At 37.5% G+C, this 20,070-nt stretch carries 14 protein-coding genes; 10 read left to right on the forward strand and 4 right to left on the reverse strand.

Annotated elements, in window-relative coordinates; translation table 11 throughout:
* Nucleotides 1–10: 10 nt before the first annotated feature.
* Nucleotides 11–1,312 carry an alpha/beta hydrolase gene (locus tag BN986_RS05540; RefSeq protein WP_052400654.1) on the reverse strand — a complete coding sequence of 434 codons (1,302 nt, stop codon included), beginning with the start codon at nt 1,310–1,312 and terminating at the stop codon, nt 11–13.
* A gap of 201 nt (nt 1,313–1,513) precedes the next feature.
* Here BN986_RS05540 and BN986_RS05545 point away from each other — a divergent pair, with 201 nt between their 5' ends.
* Nucleotides 1,514–1,921, forward strand: a complete 408-nt coding sequence (locus BN986_RS05545) for a secondary thiamine-phosphate synthase enzyme YjbQ (RefSeq protein ID WP_040978653.1) — start codon at nt 1,514–1,516, stop codon at nt 1,919–1,921.
* Between the two features lie 29 nt (nt 1,922–1,950).
* Nucleotides 1,951–2,688, forward strand: coding sequence for a tyrosine-protein phosphatase (locus BN986_RS05550; protein ID WP_040978655.1), 738 nt, complete (start codon nt 1,951–1,953; stop codon nt 2,686–2,688).
* 58 nt (nt 2,689–2,746) lie between these two features.
* On the opposite strand, the gene BN986_RS27315 is transcribed toward BN986_RS05550, so the two are convergent.
* Together BN986_RS27315 and BN986_RS05560 are read right to left on the reverse strand one after the other, a co-directional pair.
* Complete coding sequence (locus BN986_RS27315; RefSeq protein ID WP_052400655.1) at nt 2,747–3,118, reverse strand: hypothetical protein; 372 nt, start codon at nt 3,116–3,118, stop codon at nt 2,747–2,749.
* 102 nt (nt 3,119–3,220) lie between these two features.
* Entirely contained in the window at nt 3,221–3,472 is a 252-nt protein-coding gene (locus BN986_RS05560) for a GlsB/YeaQ/YmgE family stress response membrane protein (protein ID WP_040978657.1), read from the reverse strand.
* A gap of 455 nt (nt 3,473–3,927) precedes the next feature.
* Here BN986_RS05560 and BN986_RS05565 point away from each other — a divergent pair, with 455 nt between their 5' ends.
* The 4 genes from BN986_RS05565 to BN986_RS05580 all read left to right on the forward strand — a co-directional run bounded on the left by BN986_RS05565 (nt 3,928) and on the right by BN986_RS05580 (nt 12,702).
* On the forward strand, nt 3,928–5,898 hold the full coding sequence (locus tag BN986_RS05565; protein WP_040978658.1) for a HAMP domain-containing methyl-accepting chemotaxis protein: 1,971 nt from the start codon (nt 3,928–3,930) through the stop codon (nt 5,896–5,898).
* A 239-nt stretch (nt 5,899–6,137) separates the two neighbouring features.
* On the forward strand, nt 6,138–8,099 hold the full coding sequence (locus tag BN986_RS05570) for a methyl-accepting chemotaxis protein (RefSeq protein ID WP_040978659.1): 1,962 nt from the start codon (nt 6,138–6,140) through the stop codon (nt 8,097–8,099).
* Between the two features lie 247 nt (nt 8,100–8,346).
* Nucleotides 8,347–10,320 carry a methyl-accepting chemotaxis protein gene (locus tag BN986_RS05575; protein WP_040978661.1) on the forward strand — a complete coding sequence of 658 codons (1,974 nt, stop codon included), beginning with the start codon at nt 8,347–8,349 and terminating at the stop codon, nt 10,318–10,320.
* Between the two features lie 408 nt (nt 10,321–10,728).
* Nucleotides 10,729–12,702 carry a methyl-accepting chemotaxis protein gene (locus tag BN986_RS05580; RefSeq protein WP_040978662.1) on the forward strand — a complete coding sequence of 658 codons (1,974 nt, stop codon included), beginning with the start codon at nt 10,729–10,731 and terminating at the stop codon, nt 12,700–12,702.
* A 780-nt stretch (nt 12,703–13,482) separates the two neighbouring features.
* On the opposite strand, the gene BN986_RS26085 is transcribed toward BN986_RS05580, so the two are convergent.
* Nucleotides 13,483–13,641: an aspartyl-phosphate phosphatase Spo0E family protein gene (locus BN986_RS26085; RefSeq protein WP_074435615.1), complete on the reverse strand. Its 159-nt coding sequence runs from the start codon at nt 13,639–13,641 to the stop codon at nt 13,483–13,485.
* A gap of 395 nt (nt 13,642–14,036) precedes the next feature.
* On the opposite strand from BN986_RS26085, the gene BN986_RS05585 reads away from it, so the two are divergent.
* The 4 genes from BN986_RS05585 (at nt 14,037) to BN986_RS05600 (ending at nt 19,974) form a co-directional block, all read left to right on the forward strand.
* A complete protein-coding gene (locus tag BN986_RS05585; RefSeq protein WP_040978663.1) occupies nt 14,037–14,855 on the forward strand; it encodes a flagellin N-terminal helical domain-containing protein in 819 nt (272 codons plus the stop codon).
* Between the two features lie 156 nt (nt 14,856–15,011).
* Nucleotides 15,012–17,570 carry a YheC/YheD family protein gene (locus BN986_RS05590; protein ID WP_040978665.1) on the forward strand — a complete coding sequence of 853 codons (2,559 nt, stop codon included), beginning with the start codon at nt 15,012–15,014 and terminating at the stop codon, nt 17,568–17,570.
* A 236-nt stretch (nt 17,571–17,806) separates the two neighbouring features.
* Nucleotides 17,807–18,160, forward strand: coding sequence for a leucine-rich repeat domain-containing protein (locus BN986_RS05595; protein ID WP_040978666.1), 354 nt, complete (start codon nt 17,807–17,809; stop codon nt 18,158–18,160).
* A gap of 263 nt (nt 18,161–18,423) precedes the next feature.
* Nucleotides 18,424–19,974: a helix-turn-helix domain-containing protein gene (locus BN986_RS05600; protein ID WP_187378523.1), complete on the forward strand. Its 1,551-nt coding sequence runs from the start codon at nt 18,424–18,426 to the stop codon at nt 19,972–19,974.
* The last annotated feature ends 96 nt before the right edge of the window (nt 19,975–20,070 follow it).

Raw genomic sequence — 20,070 nt, forward strand, 5'->3', positions numbered from 1 at the left:
TTAAAGTATATTATTCAGCTTGTTCATGAATCCAATCACTCATATCTTTGATAACCTGTTCCTCGACATGACCGGGAATATTGTATTCTTCCACCGTTCCTTTATTTTCTCCTTGTGATAAAATAAATAGATGATTGAGATTTGGATAGGATTTTAGTGTTGCTTGTGGTTCGTTTTCAAAAATATCCTGCCATGCAGCGAAGTCGTTCTCCAGGGTTACTTGAAAATCAGCCTCTCCCTGCAGAATAAGCAATGGTTTATTTGAATCAAGAGCGATTTGGCCAACATCGTATTGATCCATTTCATGAAAGTAGTATCCGCTCATTCCGCCAAGGTCATATTCCATTGCTTCTTCAGGTGTCATATCCTGAAAGCTTTCAGCGAGATCTCTAAATTCCTCAGCTTGATCCCTCAAACTTTCTGGAAGCAAGTTGATTTGCTGGTCATATAAAATTTCCCAAAGAGGACGGGGCGAACCGGCTAAAATAATCATTCCGGCAGTGTCCGCTTCCTCATCAATACGGGGCGCAACTATACCGCCTAATGAGTTTCCACCTATATAAACCTGATCGGTCCGGATTCGTTCATCATCTTGCAGAAGGCCGGCTGCTTCCACTGCATCATCAATGGTTTCTTCCTTAACTGTTATCGCAGGACCTAATTCTTCCGCCATTTTTTCACCATGGGTATAGGTGCGCTTATCATAACGTAGAACGGCAATTCCTTCTTCTGCCAGTCCGTAAGCAATATCCTGAAAAGGCCTGTATTTAAAGACAGCTTCATTCATATCACTGCCGCCTGAGCCTTGTACAAGTACGACTGCTGGATAAGGTCCTTCTCCTTCAGCAGGCAAGGTTAATTTTCCTTGGAGAGGATAGCCTTCTTCCGCTTCTAATGTAATATCTTCCTCAACCACGGTATCAGGAAGTGCTAATTCCTCAAATGGGCGGTTTATTTGTAAACTCTCTAGCTTTTCTTCTTCATTCCAGTCCATTTGCACCTCCATTGTTGCGTCATCAAAAATGATTTCACCGGAAACAGTTGTCTCCTCTTCATCAGCAGCTACTTCCAAATTGCTTATTTCTTCAAATGTACTTCCCCGGTTTGCTTCCCAGGACAGCTGTAATTCATCAGCAGGATATTTTTCCAGTAATGCCTCTGAAAAGTATTGTTCGGTAATTTGTTGATATTCCTCATCTTGTAATTGCTGCAGCACTGCTTCTGCATTCTCTTCGGCGGTGTTTTCCTGGCTGGAACAGGCGGAGAGGAGGAAAATGGCCAGACTAATCATTAATATGTATTTTTTACGCAAAAATAATCACCTCTTTTACACGATATGAGTTATGGTCACAAGTATACAAAGCCCCATATATTCATATACGATTTGGAAAGGCATTATGTTTCAAAACAAGACAGATTAATTATTTGTTGGTTTTCTCATATTTCGTTAAGATAGGATTATAGTCGGAAAGATCGGATATGGATAAATTATATGAAGAAAGAGGTGGCATACATGCCGACAAATACAGAAGTTTTTCAAGTGAAAACAAATAAAAAGCAGGAGTTTGTTTTTTTAGACAGCCAACTGGAAAATATTTTAGCTGAGAGCGGTGTGCGGGAAGGAATCATGATTGTATATTGTCCGCATACAACCGGCGCGATTACGATTAATGAAAATGCTGATCCGGATGTGCGCCGTGATTTATCCCTTGGTATGAATGAGACTTTTCCGAATAAAGACGCATATGTTCATATGGAGGGGAACTCAGATGGACATATGAAGTCTTCTGTAGTAGGAACTAGTGAAACATTAATTATTTCCAACGGACAGCTGGTTCTGGGGACGTGGCAAAGTGTTTATTTTTGTGAATTTGACGGACCAAGAACAAGAAAGGTCTATGTAAAAATTATCGAAGGCTGAGGTTGAAGCATTAGAAGGGAGATTATCATTTGACTACTGAAACATTATTATTTAACCCGGAAAGGCATATTGAATTAAAAGGAACACAAAATATTCGTGACTTGGGAGGCTACCCGACAAAGGATGGAAAACAAACAAAGTGGGGAAAATATTATCGGGCTGATTCCTTACATAATGTAGCTCCAGAAGGACATGCTTTTTTACAAAAGGAAAAAGGGATTCATACGATTATTGATTTGCGCTTCAGTATGGAAGGAAAATATAAAAAAGAAGATAAAGCACTTTATAATTTCTATAATATTCCACTACTTGACCCAGCTACATTTACTACAAGAATACCTAAAACTCTTGTGGAAATGTATATGGTAATGTTAGAAAGCAGTAAACCGAAATTTAAAGAAATTATGGACATTTTTCTGGAAAACAGAGAAAATCCTGTCCTTTTCCATTGTCGCGTTGGAAAGGATCGTACAGGTGTCCTTGCAGCTATTTTATTAGATTTAGCCGGAGTACCAAGAGATATTATTGTAAAAGATTATGCGTTAACGGCAGCTTATAAGGAAATAACGGAGGAAGAGCTGAATAATCGTCCGCCATTAATGTCACGAAATCAATTTAAAACATTACTTGGCTGTGAGCCTTCTTATATGGAGGAGTTTTTGGACTATTTATATAAGGCATATGGAGATGCAGCTGGTTTCTTAAAGGCAGTTGGTTTGACAGAGGAAGAAATTGCCGCATTACGTGATGATTTTATAGAAGAATAAAGTAAAAAAAGGGAGATAATCGGTTCAATACCGTGTTATTCTCCCTTTTTAATATTTTTTAATAATACGGTGGATAGGGGTAGCCGTTATAATACCCAGGAGGTCCCATTGGTCCAGGAGGTCCAGGCGGACCCGGTGGACCGTAATATCCCATTGGTCCTGGTGGTCCAGGAGGCCCGGGTGGCCCAGGTGGACCATAAAAACCTGGACCTGGACCAGAATTAAAAGCACTGCCTAATAAACCACCAGCAAGCCCACCAATAAATGGGAAAAAGAATGCGCGCTGTTCTGGCGCATGCTGATTAAATTGTTGATGTGCCGGGTATGCACTATATTGTGAAGCAGGCATATCAAATTGTTCTGGATATTGATAATCCATCACTTGATATTCATCTGCATGTGAATATGCATGGTTTGGGTCAGGTTGCATATACATTCCTCTTTTCTATATAAGCTATATACCTAACCTATGCAGCTGCTTCAATTGTGTTCATCCATACCTCTCTACTGCCGGCTTTTGAAATATATAAGACTAACGGCGGAATAGACGCATGATGAAGCTGACAATGAGAATAAGGATAATCGCACCGATTAAAGCGGGCACGATAAAGAATCCGCCTATTTCCGGCCCTAAATTTCCAAGAATCGAAGTACCGAGCCAGGCTCCAATAAAACCTGCAAGAATATTTCCGATGATTCCTCCCGGCAAGTCCTTACTTACTATTAATCCGGCTACCCAGCCGATAATCCCACCAACAATTAAACTCCATATAAAACTTAGCATAAAAATCATTCCTTTCTATATTTTTATCTATTTCCAACTATGCATATTTTAAAACGAGAAATTATTCATTTTTTAACAAAAAATAGAAGAAGGGACCTCAGCTTTTTTCTGAAGGGATGCAAAAATCAGTTATGGTTTTTAGGTTTAAAGTATTTTTTATGTAGAGAAGGTGATAGGTAATAAGAAGTGGTTTATCTATAAAAATATAAGTGTTTTATTAAAAAAACCTTTAAGGTAAGAATCTTTTATCCTGTATTTAAATTTATGATTTTTGATTTTAAAAGATTATTTTTATTTAATATTTAATTCGATTAGAATGATTAATTTCCTTTATATTACTTTTATTTCTTTTTAATGGCATTATTAAAAATATTTTATAATTTTTATGGTGTTTAGATACATTTTTTCAGTTTTCTTCCGATAAATAATTATAGACAATTAGGAGAGATGAAAAAATGAAGAAATTATTTAAAGCCAAAGGAATCCGGTTTAAGTTAGTCTTATCTTTTTTCTTAATATTATTAGTGCCGGGAATAATCGTAAGTACGATGTCCTATTTTACTTCTACAAATACGATAGAGCAGGAAAAGCGGGATCAAGTTCAGGAGTTAACTGCGGTGATGAATCAGACGATTGATAATACATTTGAGCTGAAGCAGCATGATATGGAAGTTTTATCAAGCGTGATAACAGCAGATGTTATAGAAGATACAGCTGAATTAGAGCGAAGAATGTCTGAATATATCGAAATCCATGAAGAGGCTCCGGAATTTTACCTTGGAACGACTGAGGGAGCCTACCATATGCAGCCGGATTTAGAGATGGAGGAAGGCTATGATCCTAGAGAGCGTGACTGGTATCAGGAAGCTATGGCAAATCCGGAAGAAGTGATTATTTCGGATCCTTACTTGACAGCAAGCGGAGACGGACAGATAGCGGTTAGTATTTCTAAAGCGTTGGAAGATGGATCAGGAGCAATTGGTATTGATGTATCTATGGACTTTATCGGGCATCTTGTATCCGAAATGAATATAGGGGAAAATGGGTATGCTATCCTGCTGGATACAGATCAAAACTTTATTTATCACCCAGAAACAGCAGCTGGGGAAGGTGCGGAAGAATCTTTTTATCAAAATATGTATGAAAATGATTCGGGGACGTTTGGCTATGATTATAATAATATGTCTAAAATCATGGTTTATGATACAAACAACTTAACAGGCTGGAAATTGGGAGGAACCATTGATCAAAGTGAAGTAGAGACTACAGCTAGGTCCATCTCCACACCAGTTACTATCGTACAGACTTTGACCGTAGTAATTGGTACAATCTTTATTTTGTTTCTGATTCGTTCTGTTCTCCGTCCGATCAAGGATTTAAAGGAAAAAGCAGAAATCATCAGCAAGGGAGACTTAACGCAGTCTGTTGAAGTAAAAACCAATGATGAGATTGGCGATTTGGGGATTGCTTTTAATAAAATGGGAGAAAGTTTACGAGAACTGGTTGGAGAAGTGGAGTATAATACGCAGCAGGTTGCTGCCTCTGCACAGGAATTAACTGCGAATGCAGATCAGATGACAAGTTCATCCGAACAGGTTTCTCTGGCGATTCAAGAAGTATCTTCCAGCGCAGAGCATCAGTTAAGCGGTACGGAAGATGGAGTAAATTCACTGGAAGAAGTGTCAACAGGTGTGAACAGAGTAGTAGAAAGTTCATCGCAAGTAAATGAATTCGTTCAAAAAATGAATAAACAGGCAGAGGTCGGCGGACAGGCTGTCAGTAATACATTGAACCAGATGACCTCGATTCAGTCGTCTGTCGAGAGTACGAATGAAAATATTTCATCTCTATTAGAACGTTCAAAACAGGTTAACACAATTTTAAACGCTATTACAGATATTTCTGAACAGACAAATCTTCTGGCGTTAAATGCAGCGATTGAAGCAGCTCGTGCCGGAGAACATGGAAAAGGATTTGCAGTCGTGGCAGACGAGGTTCGAAAACTTGCTGAACAGTCGAAGCTCTCCGCTACACAAATTAGAGGAATTATTGTCGGTATCCAGACGGACGTTGAAAAGGCGGTGGATAAAATGGAGCAGGTCACGACTAATGTAAACAGCGGGCTGGATGTATCCTATGATGCTATTGATAAATTCGGTGAGATTCTCCGATCCAGTGAAAGCATTAAACCGCAGATGGAAGAAGTGACAGCCATTTCGGAACAAATGTCTGCCGCTGTCGGGCAATTAATGGAGACTGTGAATAATTTAGCTTCCATTGCTCGCAATAATGCAGCATCTTCAGAGGAAGTTGCTGCATCTTCCGAAGAACAGCTGGCATCGATGGAAGAAATATCAGCCTCTGCAAAATCATTGTCATCGATGGCAGATGATTTAGCAGAGAAAGTTTCAAAGTATAAATATTAAAATAACGGAATTTATCGGAGTTAACCAAGAAGTAAATCTCTAACTAAATAAAGTTATTCCTTTTCAAAAATGCAGTAGTGAGAAAATCATTACTGCATTTTTAATATGTCGTTTTTTAGGTAATTGAACATAGGTTGAAAAACGTTTGCAGGACTAATTATCGGAAAAAAGTATTCAATTTCTTTTATTCCTGCCGATAGATAAGTATAGAAACTTTTTAGCAGTAAGGGAGGACAAGCATGAAAAATACAGGAATTCGGTTGAAATTAATTGTATCATTTGTTTGTATGTTGTTGATTCCGGGCATTGTCATTGGATTTATGACGTATAACAGCTCTTTAAACACATTACAAACACAACAGGAAAATCAAGTAGAAGAAATTATCACAATTATGGATCAAACCATTGATAATACATTTGCTTTAAAGAACAGAGATGCAGAAGTATTAGCAGAACAGGTGATGGGAGAAATGGTAGATGAAGAATCAGGTGAGATAGCTGAAACCTTCGACCAATACTTTGATTTACATGATGAAGTAGTATCTGTTTATGCTGGTACTGAAGAGGGGACATTTATGGAAACATCGACGGATGTGATAGAGGGAGAGTATGATCCGCGTGAACGCCAATGGTACATAGAAGCGATGGAAAATACGGGAGATATTATTATCTCTGAGCCCTATGTTTCCGCAGGAGCCGATGAAGATATGGTCGTCACCGTTTCTAAAGCATTAGAGGATGGATCAGGTGTTGTCGGTATTGATTTATCGATTGACTTTATTCAGCAGGTCGTTTCCGAGATTCAAATCGGTGAAAATGGTTATGCGATGTTATTAGATGAAACACAGCATTTTATCTATCATCCGACAGTAGATATTGGCAATGAAACAGAGGAGTCTTTCTATGATCATCTGTATGAATCAGCTGGTGGCCAATTTGAATATAACTATCAGGATACCGATAAAATCATGGTTTTTGACACTAATGATTTAACGGGATGGAAAATAGCCGGAACCATTGATTATAGTGAAATTCAAGCAGAGGCAGCTAGTGTTTTTAACACATTATTGATTGTATTAATCAGTGCGATTATTATTGGTTTAGCTATGACGGCACTTGTAGTCCGTTCCATTGTTAAACCGATCAAAGAATTGAAAGAGAAAGCGCATGTTATCAGTACAGGTGACTTAACCCAATCGATTGAAGTGAAAACAAAGGATGAAATTGGAGAATTAGGCGTTGCCTTTAATGAAATGCAAGGAAGCTTAAAAGAATTAATACGTGATGTTGAGTTCAACGCCCAGCAGGTTGCTGCATCCGCAGAAGAATTAAATGCCAATGCTGATCAAATGACGAGCTCATCGGAACAAGTATCATTAGCTATTCAAGAGGTTTCGTCCAGCTCTGAAACACAGTTGAATGGAACAGAGGACAGTGCTAACTCCCTGGAGGAAGTGTCCACAGGAGTCGGCAGAATTGTAGAGAGTTCATCCCAAGTAGCTGAACTGGTAAATCAGATGAGTGATCAAGCAGAAATTGGCGGGAAAGCAGTCACGGATACATTGAATCAAATGACATCGATTCAATCTTCTGTAGATAATACAAATGTTAATATTACTTCATTGATGGCACGTTCCAATGAAGTAAGCACCATTCTGAAGGCAATTACGGATATTTCGGAACAAACCAATTTACTTGCATTAAATGCAGCGATTGAAGCGGCTCGTGCCGGCGAGCATGGAAAAGGATTTGCTGTGGTGGCAGATGAGGTGCGTAAGCTGGCGGAACAATCGAAAATGTCTGCAGGAGAAATCAGCACAATTGTTCAAGGCATTCAAACAGACGTAAAAGACGCGGTTGAAAAAATGTCCCAGGTAACAGCAAATGTAGACAAAGGCTTAGAAGTATCGGATGATGCGATGGACAAATTTAAAGGAATTGTCCAGTCAAGTGGAGATATTAAGCCACAAATGGAAGAGGTCATGGCTATCTCTGAACAAATGGCAGCCGCAGTGCAAGAAGTTTCTTCTACGGCAAATGACTTAGCATCGATCGCTAGAAGTAATGCAGCATCTTCTCAAGAGGTAGCAGCTTCTACAGAAGAACAGCTTGCTTCCATGGAAGAAATTTCTGCATCCGCAAAATCTTTGTCGACCATGGCAGAGGATTTAACAGAAAAGATTAATCAATATAAATATTAATAACGAATCGTTATAGTTCATAAAAAGCCGGGCCTTTTGTATTCCAAGTAATAAACACACTGGAATAGGGTCTGGCTTTTTATTATAAATGTTAATCTGTAAAAGGAAGAAAATAATAGGTATTTAGTTTTAATTATTTTCTTCTTTCTAGAATAGAAGTAGGGAAACAAGGAAAAATGATTCATTTTATATAAATACAGCCGATAAAAAATTAGAAGAATTTAGAAATAAAAGGAGGCTGGAAAATATGAAGAATAGAAAAGAAACCAATGGAGTTAAAAGAAAGTTAATTATATCTTTTTCATCTATCTTGATTATACCAATTCTTCTCATAGGTTACTTGACGTACAACAGCTCCGTTAATTCCATGCAAGCACAGCAGGAAAAACAGGTAAATGAAATCATCGACCTGATGGGGCAACATATTGACGAGACGATCACCTTAAAAAGCAGGGATATTGACGTGTTTGCGGAAAATACAACAGGTGACCAGATAGAAGAGGAAGATGAAGAATTACTTACTGTTTTTGGGCAATATCTACATTTTCACGAAGAAGTAGATGAAGTGTATTTCGGGTCTGAAGAAGGTACATTTCTTATTCAACAAGCAACTGAAGTTCCGGATGATTATGATCCCCGTGAACAGCAATGGTACATAGAAGCAATAGAAAATCCGGGAGAATTAATGATCTCCTCCCCTTATGAAACAACAGCAGTGGATGGAGGAATGGTTGTTACTCTATCCCAATCATTAGCAGATGGTTCAGGTGTTGTTGGTATTGATTTAGCAATAGATTTTGTTCAGGAAATGGCATCCTCGGTTGAAATTGGTGAAAGCGGTTACCCGATTTTGCTGGATCAAGAAGGAAATGTTATTTTCCACCCTGAAAATGAGGTAGGAGCATCGTTGGAAGAAAACTTTCAAAATCAATTAACTGAACAAGATGTCGGCGTTTTCGAATACGCACAGAATAGTGCATCGAAAATTTTAGTGTATGATACGAATGAACTTACTGGCTGGACACTTGCCGGCAGCATTGATTACAGTGAAGTTCAAGACAGCGCCTCGGGGATTATAAAAACACTGATTATTGTAATGATCGTTGCTTTTCTGATTGGAGCTGCTATTAATGCCTTCACTATTCAATCTATCCTTCGTCCGATTAATGGATTGAAAAAACGGGCAAAAGTGATTAGTACCGGAGATTTAACAGAGGAAATAAAAGTATCCAAAAATGATGAAATCGGCCAGCTTGGCACAGCGTTTAATGAAATGCAGCACAGTTTAAGAGAATTGATCCGTGATGTCGAAATGAATGCACAGCAAGTCGCTGCATCCGCTCAGGAATTAACTGCGAATGCGGATCAATTAACCAGCTCATCGGAGCAGGTATCGCTTGCGGTTCAGGAAGTATCTTCAAGCGCAGAAAATCAGTTAGATGGAACGGAAGACAGTGTACGTTCTTTAGAAGAAGTATCAACAGGAGTCGGAAAAATTGTCGATAGTTCAACAAGTGTTTCCAGCTATGTAGACCAGATGAATGAGCAGGCAAATGTAGGTGGACAGGCAGTAAGTAACACATTGAATCAAATGACATCCATCCAATCATCCGTAGAAGATACAAATAAAGATATTCATTCTTTATTAGAGCGCTCGAAAGAAGTAAGTACGATTCTTAAAGCAATTACCGATATTTCAGAGCAGACAAATTTACTTGCATTAAATGCAGCGATTGAAGCAGCTCGTGCTGGGGAACATGGAAAAGGTTTTGCTGTGGTAGCGGATGAGGTGCGTAAGCTGGCAGAGCAATCGAAAATATCTGCAGGAGAAATCAGTCACATTGTTCAAGGCATCGAAAGTGATGTCCAAAGTGCAGTTGAGAAAATGGGACAGGTAACCACATCTGTAAATGATGGGCTGGAAGTGTCCTATGATGCCATTGATAAATTTGGAGAAATCATACGGACAGGGGAAACCATTAAGCCGCAGATGGAAGAAGTGACGGCTACTTCAGAGCAAATGTCTGCCCTTGTCGAACAGGTAACTACAACAGCAGACGGTTTAGCATCGATTGCCAGAAATAATGCAGCGTCTTCGGAGGAAGTAGCGGCTTCTACAGAAGAGCAATTAGCGTCCATGCAGGAAATTTCTGCAGCTGCGAAATCATTATCGTCCATGGCAGAGGATCTGACGGAGAAGATTAAAGTGTATAAATATTAAATACTAATATAAAAAACTGTGTTGAAACGAGGTTTTAAGAGAGGATCTCGTTATCAACTACAGTTTTTTTATTTTTAGGTATTTACTCTTAATATAAATGTTAGCAAATAGAAAAATAGTTATAAAATGGTGAAATTATATTGAATTCATAAAAAATCAACCGATAAATAATAGGTATGAATTCTTAGGGATATATACGGTGTATTTGCAGAAAAAGGAGTGAGAAATGAGTCAATAGATAGTGTATGCTTATTTATATCAATCGTCGAGAATACTAACGGCTTTGGTCGTGAGCGTCTTAGAGAATGTTTGACCTGATTGTATAAACAGCTGGTTCGATACATTATTGCATAAAAGAATGATATATGCATCATCAGAATGAAATTTAACAGCGAGGGAGAGTCAGTTGTGAAGAAATTAATGAAACCAAAAGGAATTCGATTTAAATTAGTATTATCCTTCTTTTTCATGTTGTTGATTCCGGGATTAACCATTGGAATAATGACCTATTTCAGCTCGGTCGATTCATTAGAGAATCAGCAAACAGAACAGGTGAAGGATACTGCTGCGTTACTTAATCAGACGATAGACAATGCATTGGAACTGAAAATAACTGATTTGAATACATTTGCAGCAGAATTTAACAGTGAGCAGATAGATGAGGATGAAGAAACACTAGATCAAGTATTGGGACAGTATAAAGAGATGAATGAGGAAGTCTCCGAGGTATATATAGCTTCCAATGACGGCGATTTGTTTTATAGACAGCCGGATACAGAATTGCCAGAGGGATTCGATGCTACGGAACGTGATTGGTTTATCAATGCCGTAAATAATCCTGGAGAAGTGCAAATTTCAGCACCATTTGAAAGTGCAAGTGAAACAGGAACAGTGGTAAGCATCACGAAAACATTAGACGACGGTTCCGGTGTCATGGGAGTCAGTCTGTATATTGATTCTATTCAGCAATTGGCTTCTGAAGTTTCGATTGGAGAAAATGGCTATGCGGTGATGATTGACCCGCAGCAAAATTATGTGTACCATCCCACCCTTGAAACCGGCGAAAAAGCGGAAGAAAGTGTACTGGGAACAATGTTTGACGATGAAGCAGGCAGTTACGAATATACCTTTGATGACACATCGAAAATCATGGTTTACCAAACAAATGAATTATCTGGATGGAAGCTGGCAGGAACAATTGATTATGATGAAATTAAAGAGGAAGCAGCATCGACATTTACGACGATGATAACCATCATTGTTATCACCTTAGTGCTGGGAACAGCCATTATTTTATTCTTGATCCGTTCCATCACCCGCCCGATTCAGAATATGAAAGAGAATGCAAAAATCATCAGTACCGGTGATTTAACACATTCGATTGAAATCAAAACAACAGATGAAATCGGGGAGCTTGGTCAAGCTTTTAATGAGATGCAGGAAGGATTAAAAAGTCTTGTCCGTGACGTTGAATGGAACGCACAGCAGGTCGCAGCGTCTGCAGAGGAATTAACGGCGAATGCCGACCAAATGACAAGCTCCTCAGAACAGGTATCCATAGCCATCCAAGAGGTATCCGCAAGCTCTGAAAAACAGTTGACGGGTACTGAAGAAAGTGCGAATTCATTAGAAGAAGTCTCCACAGGAGTTGGCCGGATTGTTGACAGCTCTACAAAAGTATCGGAATTAGTGGGACAAATGAGCACACAGGCAGAGGTTGGAGGACAAGCCGTCTCTAATACGTTAAATCAAATGACATCGATTCAATCATCCGTAGATAATACTAACCTGGACATTGCATCCTTATTGGAGCGGTCGAAGGAAGTAGATACAATTTTAAAAGCTATTACCGATATTTCCGAACAGACGAATCTTTTGGCATTAAATGCAGCGATTGAAGCGGCCCGTGCCGGGGAAAATGGAAAAGGATTTGCTGTGGTTGCGGATGAAGTACGTAAATTAGCGGAGGAATCAAAAACATCAGCCGGCGAAATCAGCTCGATTGTCCATGGAATTCAGGCAGACGTCCAAAAAGCTGTGGAAAAAATGTCGGAAGTAACAGCTAATGTAAATAATGGGTTAGAAGTATCCTATGATGCGATTGATAAATTCGGGGAGATCCTGCGTTCAAGTGGAGACATTAAACCACAAATGGAAGAAGTGATGGCCATCTCTGAGCAAATGGCTGCTGCAGTCCAAGAAGTTTCTTCTACAGCAAATGACTTATCGGCGATTGCGAGAAACAATGCTGCATCTTCTCAAGAGGTAGCGGCTTCTACGGAAGAACAACTGGCTTCTATGGAAGAAATCTCTGCATCCGCAAAATCCCTGTCCACCATGGCAGAAGATTTAACAACAAAAGTTGCCGAGTATAAATACTAGTAATGGAATATAGAAAAGAAGGATTTTCTTTCATCACGGAGAACCGTCCGTAAAACTCCCGCCTCAAAATAAAGAGTGAAAATAAATTAATTTAGGCGGGAGATAACGGGCGCTAACTCCCTGAATCACTAAGGCTAATTCAGTGGGAGAATGAAGGAAGCAGACTAAGTTCACCACGTCCTGGGACTGCGATTACTCGTCCCATCGTAAAGAGTTGTGCGTCGAAAAACTCCCACTGAATGAAGTTTCGTTTTATATGGGAGATCCTTCTTTTTTGCGCGATAGAAAAACATAAGAAAAACGATCAATTTACTAAAGTAAAGCAAACTGATCGTTTTTCTTATATATGTTAAACATGCACTCCATAGCTAAAAAACGGGGATAAATAATGTTATATTTTTTCAAGTGGACAAACGTTATCGAGTTTGTCCACCCGAAAAAATGGAGTACAGCCTTATTCTTTCTATACATATTATCCATTCACATGTTTACATAGTAGAACATGGCAATTTGTTTTGCTTTCATAAGAAATACAGCAGTGAACAACAATTACCAGAAAGTATCGCTATGAGCTATCAGCGTTTCCGTTGAATGGGAGTTTTTTCACTTATAGGAAAGCATAAAATTGTAGCGCCAGTTTTTGTTGGGCAAATAATAAGTCCCTGAAGAAACGGTTTTAACGCAACTAAATTTTAAAACTTAGTACAAGTGCACCGATTTTAATGGGACGAATAATTACAGTCCCGCCGAAAGCAATCCTACTTTTTAAGGTTTGATTTGCTATGTTTTCTTTAACATTTGGTCTAATTGATTCAGCAATTTATCCAGCGATTGCGATATTTTTAATAAATTCGGGTCGTTTGGATTTTTTTCATAAACTGCATACATTTCTTTACGCTTCGTTTCAATCTGCTTGTTCAATTCTTCAATTTCTGACATACTCTCACGCCCTCTCCAATCACCAAACAGAAGTTAAGTTGGATATGGCATAAAAAGACACGATAAGGCTCTTAGCAAGATTCTATCAGTAAATGTGAGAAAAATAAAATAAATAAGTGGTAGTAATTTTTTACATCTACCTATTGAAACGCTTACAATGTATACCTTTTTGAGTCTTTACGCGGAAAAGCAAGAATCCAAATAAATTTAAAAAAAATGATAAAAAAGCTTAAACAATTTGTCCCTTTTACCGATATAAGAAATAGATCATCAAAGGATGATTCGTTAGGGCCTTAACGAGTAGAATTTATGATGATATTAACCTAAATGGTTAATATAAATGAGATCACATGGATGTGGCTCAAAAAATTACAATTACATGGAGGTAAGAAATTATGATTATCAATCACAATATTTCCGCAATTAACGCACATCGTCAATTGGGAGTAAACCAAAACGGAGTACAAGGTTCTTTAGAAAAACTTTCTTCTGGTCTTCGTATTAACAAAGCATCAGATGACGCAGCAGGTTTAGCAATTTCTGAAAAAATGCGTAACCAAATTCGTGGGTTAGAACAAGCATCTAACAACGCACAAGATGGAATCTCTCTGATTCAAACAGCTGAGGGTGCATTGAGTGAAACACACGCTATCCTGCAAAGAATGGGTGAGCTTTATAATCAAGCTGCCAATGAAACGTTAACAGAACAGGATACTAATAAAATTCAATCAGAAATTACAGCACTTACCGAACAAATCGGAAGTATTGCTGATCAAACACAATTCAATACGAAAAAATTGTTAAACGGTGAAAATACTTCTCTTACATTCCAAGTTGGAGCTAACTCAGGTGAAACAATTGACTTACAATTGAGCACAAATACAGTTGACGCATTAGGTTTAACTGGTTTATCAGAATTAGATGGAACTAACGCAACAGCTTCAGCTAATCTCGATTTAGTACAAGAAGCCATTAATACTGTTTCTGAAAACCGTTCTAACCTTGGTGCAGTACAAAACCGTCTAGAACATACCATTAATAATCTTGGAGCATCATCTGAGAACTTAACAGCTGCTGAATCTCGAATACGAGATGTAGATATGGCGAAAGAAATGATGGAATTTACGAAGAATAATATTCTATCTCAAGCGGCGCAAAGCATGTTGGCGCAGTCTAACCAGCAACCTCAAGGAGTATTACAACTACTTCAATAATATTAAATCTAAAAGGGACTCTAATAAATTATTATTGGAGTCTCTTTTTAATTATCTTCATATATCTTCTGTCTGTCCCTTTAAAATATAACTATACAAACCGATAATAACAATAGAGTCTACCACTCGACTAATATGTTAAAAGGAAGTGCGATAATGAGTAAGATAAAAGAAAAGGAAAACTTTCAAATCCTAAATATTATTTCTACTTTAATTGAAGCGACAGAACATTTTCTCCAATTGATAAAGCAAAAAGAAATGAAACAGAGTATATATCTATTCAGTTCCATCGTAGAAGGGGTGGGATCTATAGAAAATGTGACTAATAAAACCCAATCAATAGATGAAAAACAAGACAAAGAAAAGGTACAGAAATCATTATTGCTCATCGCTCAAGAATTGGAAAAGGATAAATTAATAAAAATATCTGAGATCGCTCAATTTTCTCTTCTACCTCAATTAAGAAGATGGAAAAAAAGATACGAAGCATATGAATTAGATGTATCCAAACAGCCTATTACGATTGGAGTGTATTTAAGCTCTACTAATCCCTTAAATACACAACCAAAATCTAGAATACATGCTTTATTGGAAGAAGGAAAAAAACAAAACGCCAGCCTTGTATTTTTCTGTTCTGATGATATAAATTTTAAAACAAAAAAAATTAACGGAACCGTTTTTCAAAATGGCTCTTGGCAACAAATGCCGGTCTCATTTCCAGAGGTGGTTTACAATGTTGAAACAACATCACGAAGACAACAAAACCAAATTGAGAAAAAATTAAGAAAAGAAATCCCATTTACTAACTTTGGAATTGGAAATAAATATTATTTTCCAGATAAGTTAATAAGAAAAAGAAAATATGCAGAACTACTTGCTCCTTTCAGGTTAATTAAAGAGGAAGCAACCGTTTATCATTTTCTAGATAAGAATAAAAAAGCTGTTATCAAGCCAATACTCGGCAGACAAGGTTTGAGAGTTTTTTTGGTAGAAAAAAAAGGCGGCCACTATTTTATTCAGGAAGGAAAGAAAGAGAGAGTAGTCGGCCAGAAAAAGTTTAATGAATGGATTCAAGCTATTCTAGCTGTAAAAAATAACGATTATATTATCCAAAATTATATCGAAGCTAGAACGAAAGATGGCGAACCGTTCGATATTAGAGCGCATGTGCAAAAAAATAGCGAAGGGAAGTGGCAAATGACTAAAATATATCCTCGGATTGGGCATAGGCAAAGTATTTTAAGTAATATTAGCCAGGGAGGCAGGACGGAAGAACTTGCAACCTTTTTAGATGTTGAATTTGGTGATAAAGGTAGTCAGTATGCAAAGGATTTAAAAAAGTTAGCGTTAGATCTTATTCTTTATGTAGATAAACTAATGGATTTTTCTTTGAGTGATATGGGAATTGACTTAACCATAGATAAAAGTGGAAGATTTTGGATGCATGAAATCAATAATGGACCTGAATCGAGATACCATCAACAAGACTGGGCTACAAATACAATTGGATATGCCATTTACATAGCTAAAAACGGGATTTACACAACGAATGAATTTCAAAAGCGAGATAAAATAAGAGGAGAATTTAATGCACGTACAGTCAGACTTCCGGTAGCAGAATTGGATAATGAGAGTATAACAATTGGAATGCTGGTATCTGAATTTGAGGAAGACGTTTTAGCAGTTCGATGTGCTTATGTGGCAAAATATGAAGGAAAGCAATTTTATTATTTTACGCCAAAAGATATTGACTTTGATGCTATGCTAATCCGAGGGTACTTCTATGAGGATAAAAAATGGGTACCGAAAGTAGTTCGTTACCCTGATGTGGTTTATGATCGTTTAAGGCTTTTAGGTATAGAGGAACATAAAAGCGTTACTCAAATACTTGGAGATTATAAATCCATTTACGATGAGATGGATGATATTCCTTTTACGAATGAGTTTTATGGCAGTCCTATTAGTAAACTGGAAGTATATGATAAGTTGCAAGCAACTGGGGAGCTAGATGATTTTATCATCCCATATCAGAAAGTGACTCGAACAAGAGATGTATTGGATTATATCGAACGGTATGGGATTGTTATCATCAAACCGAGAGTAGGGACTTTTGCTGAAGATGTTCATTTCGTTTCTAAGATTGATACAGGTAAGTATGTAGTGGCTGAAAAAGAAAATAAAAAATATTATAATGAATTATCATTGACAACTTTCTTGAGTAAGAAGATTAAAGCAGGAGATTACCTTGTTCAAAAATATATAGAAACAAGAACACTAGAAGGGAACCCATTTGATATTCGTGTTCATCTGATGAAGGATGGAACAGGAGAATGGTCGATTATTAAATCATTCCCCCGAATAGGTCTTAACTATGCGACAATAACACGTTTGAGACATGGTGGCTACAGAGGGCAGTTAGAAGGCTTCGTGCAAAGGAATTTTGGAGAAGTAAATCCGGAAAAAATAATAGCTAGTATAGATAAATACTCGTATAAAACAGCTCGTGTTTTTGAAAGTTTATTTATGGAAAACGTTGCAGAGCTTGCGTTTGATTTAGCGATAGATAAAGAAGGGAACATATTTTTAATTGAAGTAAATGTAAACAAGCCTGGTATTGCTACGTATGAATTTGAAGTAGCACAACATGCTATTCCTTATGCTTCCTATTTAGCTGAAACACATAAAAAGATAGAGGTAGGTAATGACCAAGAATAATATTGGCTTATAGGATTGATTTTCTGATTGAAAATAGAAGTATAAGCTAAATAGTTCATTCTATTTCGTGTTTTATATAAAGTGCTCAACGATTTCGTCGAGCTGTTAATGGATATCTTAAATAAAATCATTTGCATAAAAGATATTTTTTAGTGTTCGGGAAAAGTTTATAAACCTTTCCCGATTTTATCGCTATACAATGATAAGGAGTAATTGATTTAAATCCATTATCCAACTTGGAAAATGTAAAGTATTTATATTTGGATGGGAATGCAATAAGTGATGTAACACCATTATCTAAGTTAGAGAATTTGAATTGGTTACATTTGGATGAAAATGCTATCAGTGATATTACCCCCTTAACCAATTTAAAGAATTTGGAGATTTTATTTTTAAATAATAATGCTATTAGTGACTTAGATTCTTTAACTGACTTGGAAAATTTGTGGCAGTTAAGTTTGGATGACAATCTTATCGAGGATATAACACCATTAAAAGAATTATCTTTAATGGATATGTATATCCGTTTGAATGGAAATAAATTCAACGATGATGATACATTAACTGCTTACGGAATAGCGGTGCTATAGTAGATTATGACCCATCAACCAATGCGTATAATTGGTTTTTAGCCGGAGCGTTATTTCTTTTAGCAGGAAGTTATATTTTAATTTTTAATGCATACCGAAATAGGATAAAACATGGATAGTTAGTCGAAAAAAGCTATTCTCATCAGTGCAAAGTTCGCAGGGATGGGAGTAGCTTTCTTCACTAATTTAATATCTGGAGAATCGTGCAAAAAGTCTGTTCAAAATGATAAACGGCGATTTTATACGAGGACATGTTTTTTCTTATGATCATTTGTAATAAAACCACAAACCCATACCCAACCACCACCACTTATAATACAATAAACATACAAAGATTAACGAAAAAGGGGGTCCTTCCCATCTACAAACTACTACTAGCCGATCGTGATAAAGAAGAACTCCAGGGGATTAGCTGGCTGTTGTCTAAATATTCCTTCCCGATAACGAATATTCATTTAACGAATCAGGTAACAGATATGCTGGCAATGCTTGAAAATGAACTTCCCGATATTTTATGTATTGAATTGGATATGATATCGGAGGATAAATGGGAGCTGGTGAAATCATTTATTCACCAGTATTCAGGGCAGGTCATAGCGATGACGGCGGAAGCTACATTTGAGCGGGCAATGCAGGCGATGTCTTTGAAGGCTGTTGATTTGTGGGTGAAGCCGCTCTCGCCTTCGCGTATGAAACACGCTATCCAACAGGCTATTGGAAATCTGACGGTGAATCGTAAGAAAAAAGTAGAAACAGATCTGGACCAAGTTGTGCGTTATGAATCTTTATTTATGGATGATCAAGTGCCTTTTCTTTATCCAGTCTATTTATTAGAGGCAGAACAACGGGAAACGTTAACTGATTTACGAACGTTTATTCAGCAATTTGATTTTGATTATAAGCCATCCGTGTTTTCAACGCATGATTGTATCATTCTCGTATTCCATCACGATTTTCCTGCTCCCTTAAAACAAGCACAGCGATTTCTAAGGGAATGGAGACATGTGGAAGCAAGTTCGATTGCGATAGCTGTACATACGGAAAAGAAAGATTCGCTACATCAAATTTATATGAAACTCCTTCGAATCATGGAAACAACTTTTTTTATTGGTTATGGGCAGGTTCTACCTTCAGAAGAGTTACAAGATTGGGTGGAGATCGACCCTTTTTTAACCGTGGAAGAACAAAGAAATTGGGTTTTTATGCTGGATGAAGGACAGGGAGATAAACTGAAAACATGGCTGTATGACGCGTTTTTTGATATGCAGGCTCCTTATCCTGAGCCGGGGCTGCTTCGTACACGCTTAACGAGTATTCTTGCACAGATCCGTCGTTTTATGTTTCGTAAAGGGATAACAGATCAAGAGAGTGAGAGTTATTATAAAAAGATATTTGAGATTATTTTATACAGTCCTGTTTTATATCGTATTGTCCAAGAGCTCGTTCTATTTATTCATTATCTGTTTCAAACAGTTAAAGAGCAGCATATGTATGCGAAAGCCGATGTTGTTGAGGCGGCCATTGGCTATATGGAAAATCATTATAGTGATGCGACACTTTCATTAACAGATGTGGCAGATCATGTTGACCGCAGTTCATCCTATTTAAGTCATATTCTTACTAAAAAATATCATCAATCTTTTCGTGAAATGTTGGTTTATTTTCGATTACAAAAAGCGAAAGAGCTGCTTGGTGCGACAGATGAGTCCATTCAAAATATTGCAGTCGCCGTTGGTTTTCGCAATCCCAATTATTTTAGTAGAGTGTTTAAATCGCATACAGGACTCACTCCCCGTGAATGGAGATTGCAATAAGAAGGAAAAAAGATATGAAGATGTGCTAATAATCATATATTTTTACAATGATCGAATATTATTACCATAAAATGAAAGCGTTTTTACGAATGATTT

It is taken from the genome of Oceanobacillus jeddahensis (genome assembly GCF_000750635.1).
In the GTDB taxonomy this organism is placed as follows: domain Bacteria; phylum Bacillota; class Bacilli; order Bacillales; family Amphibacillaceae; genus Oceanobacillus; species Oceanobacillus jeddahense.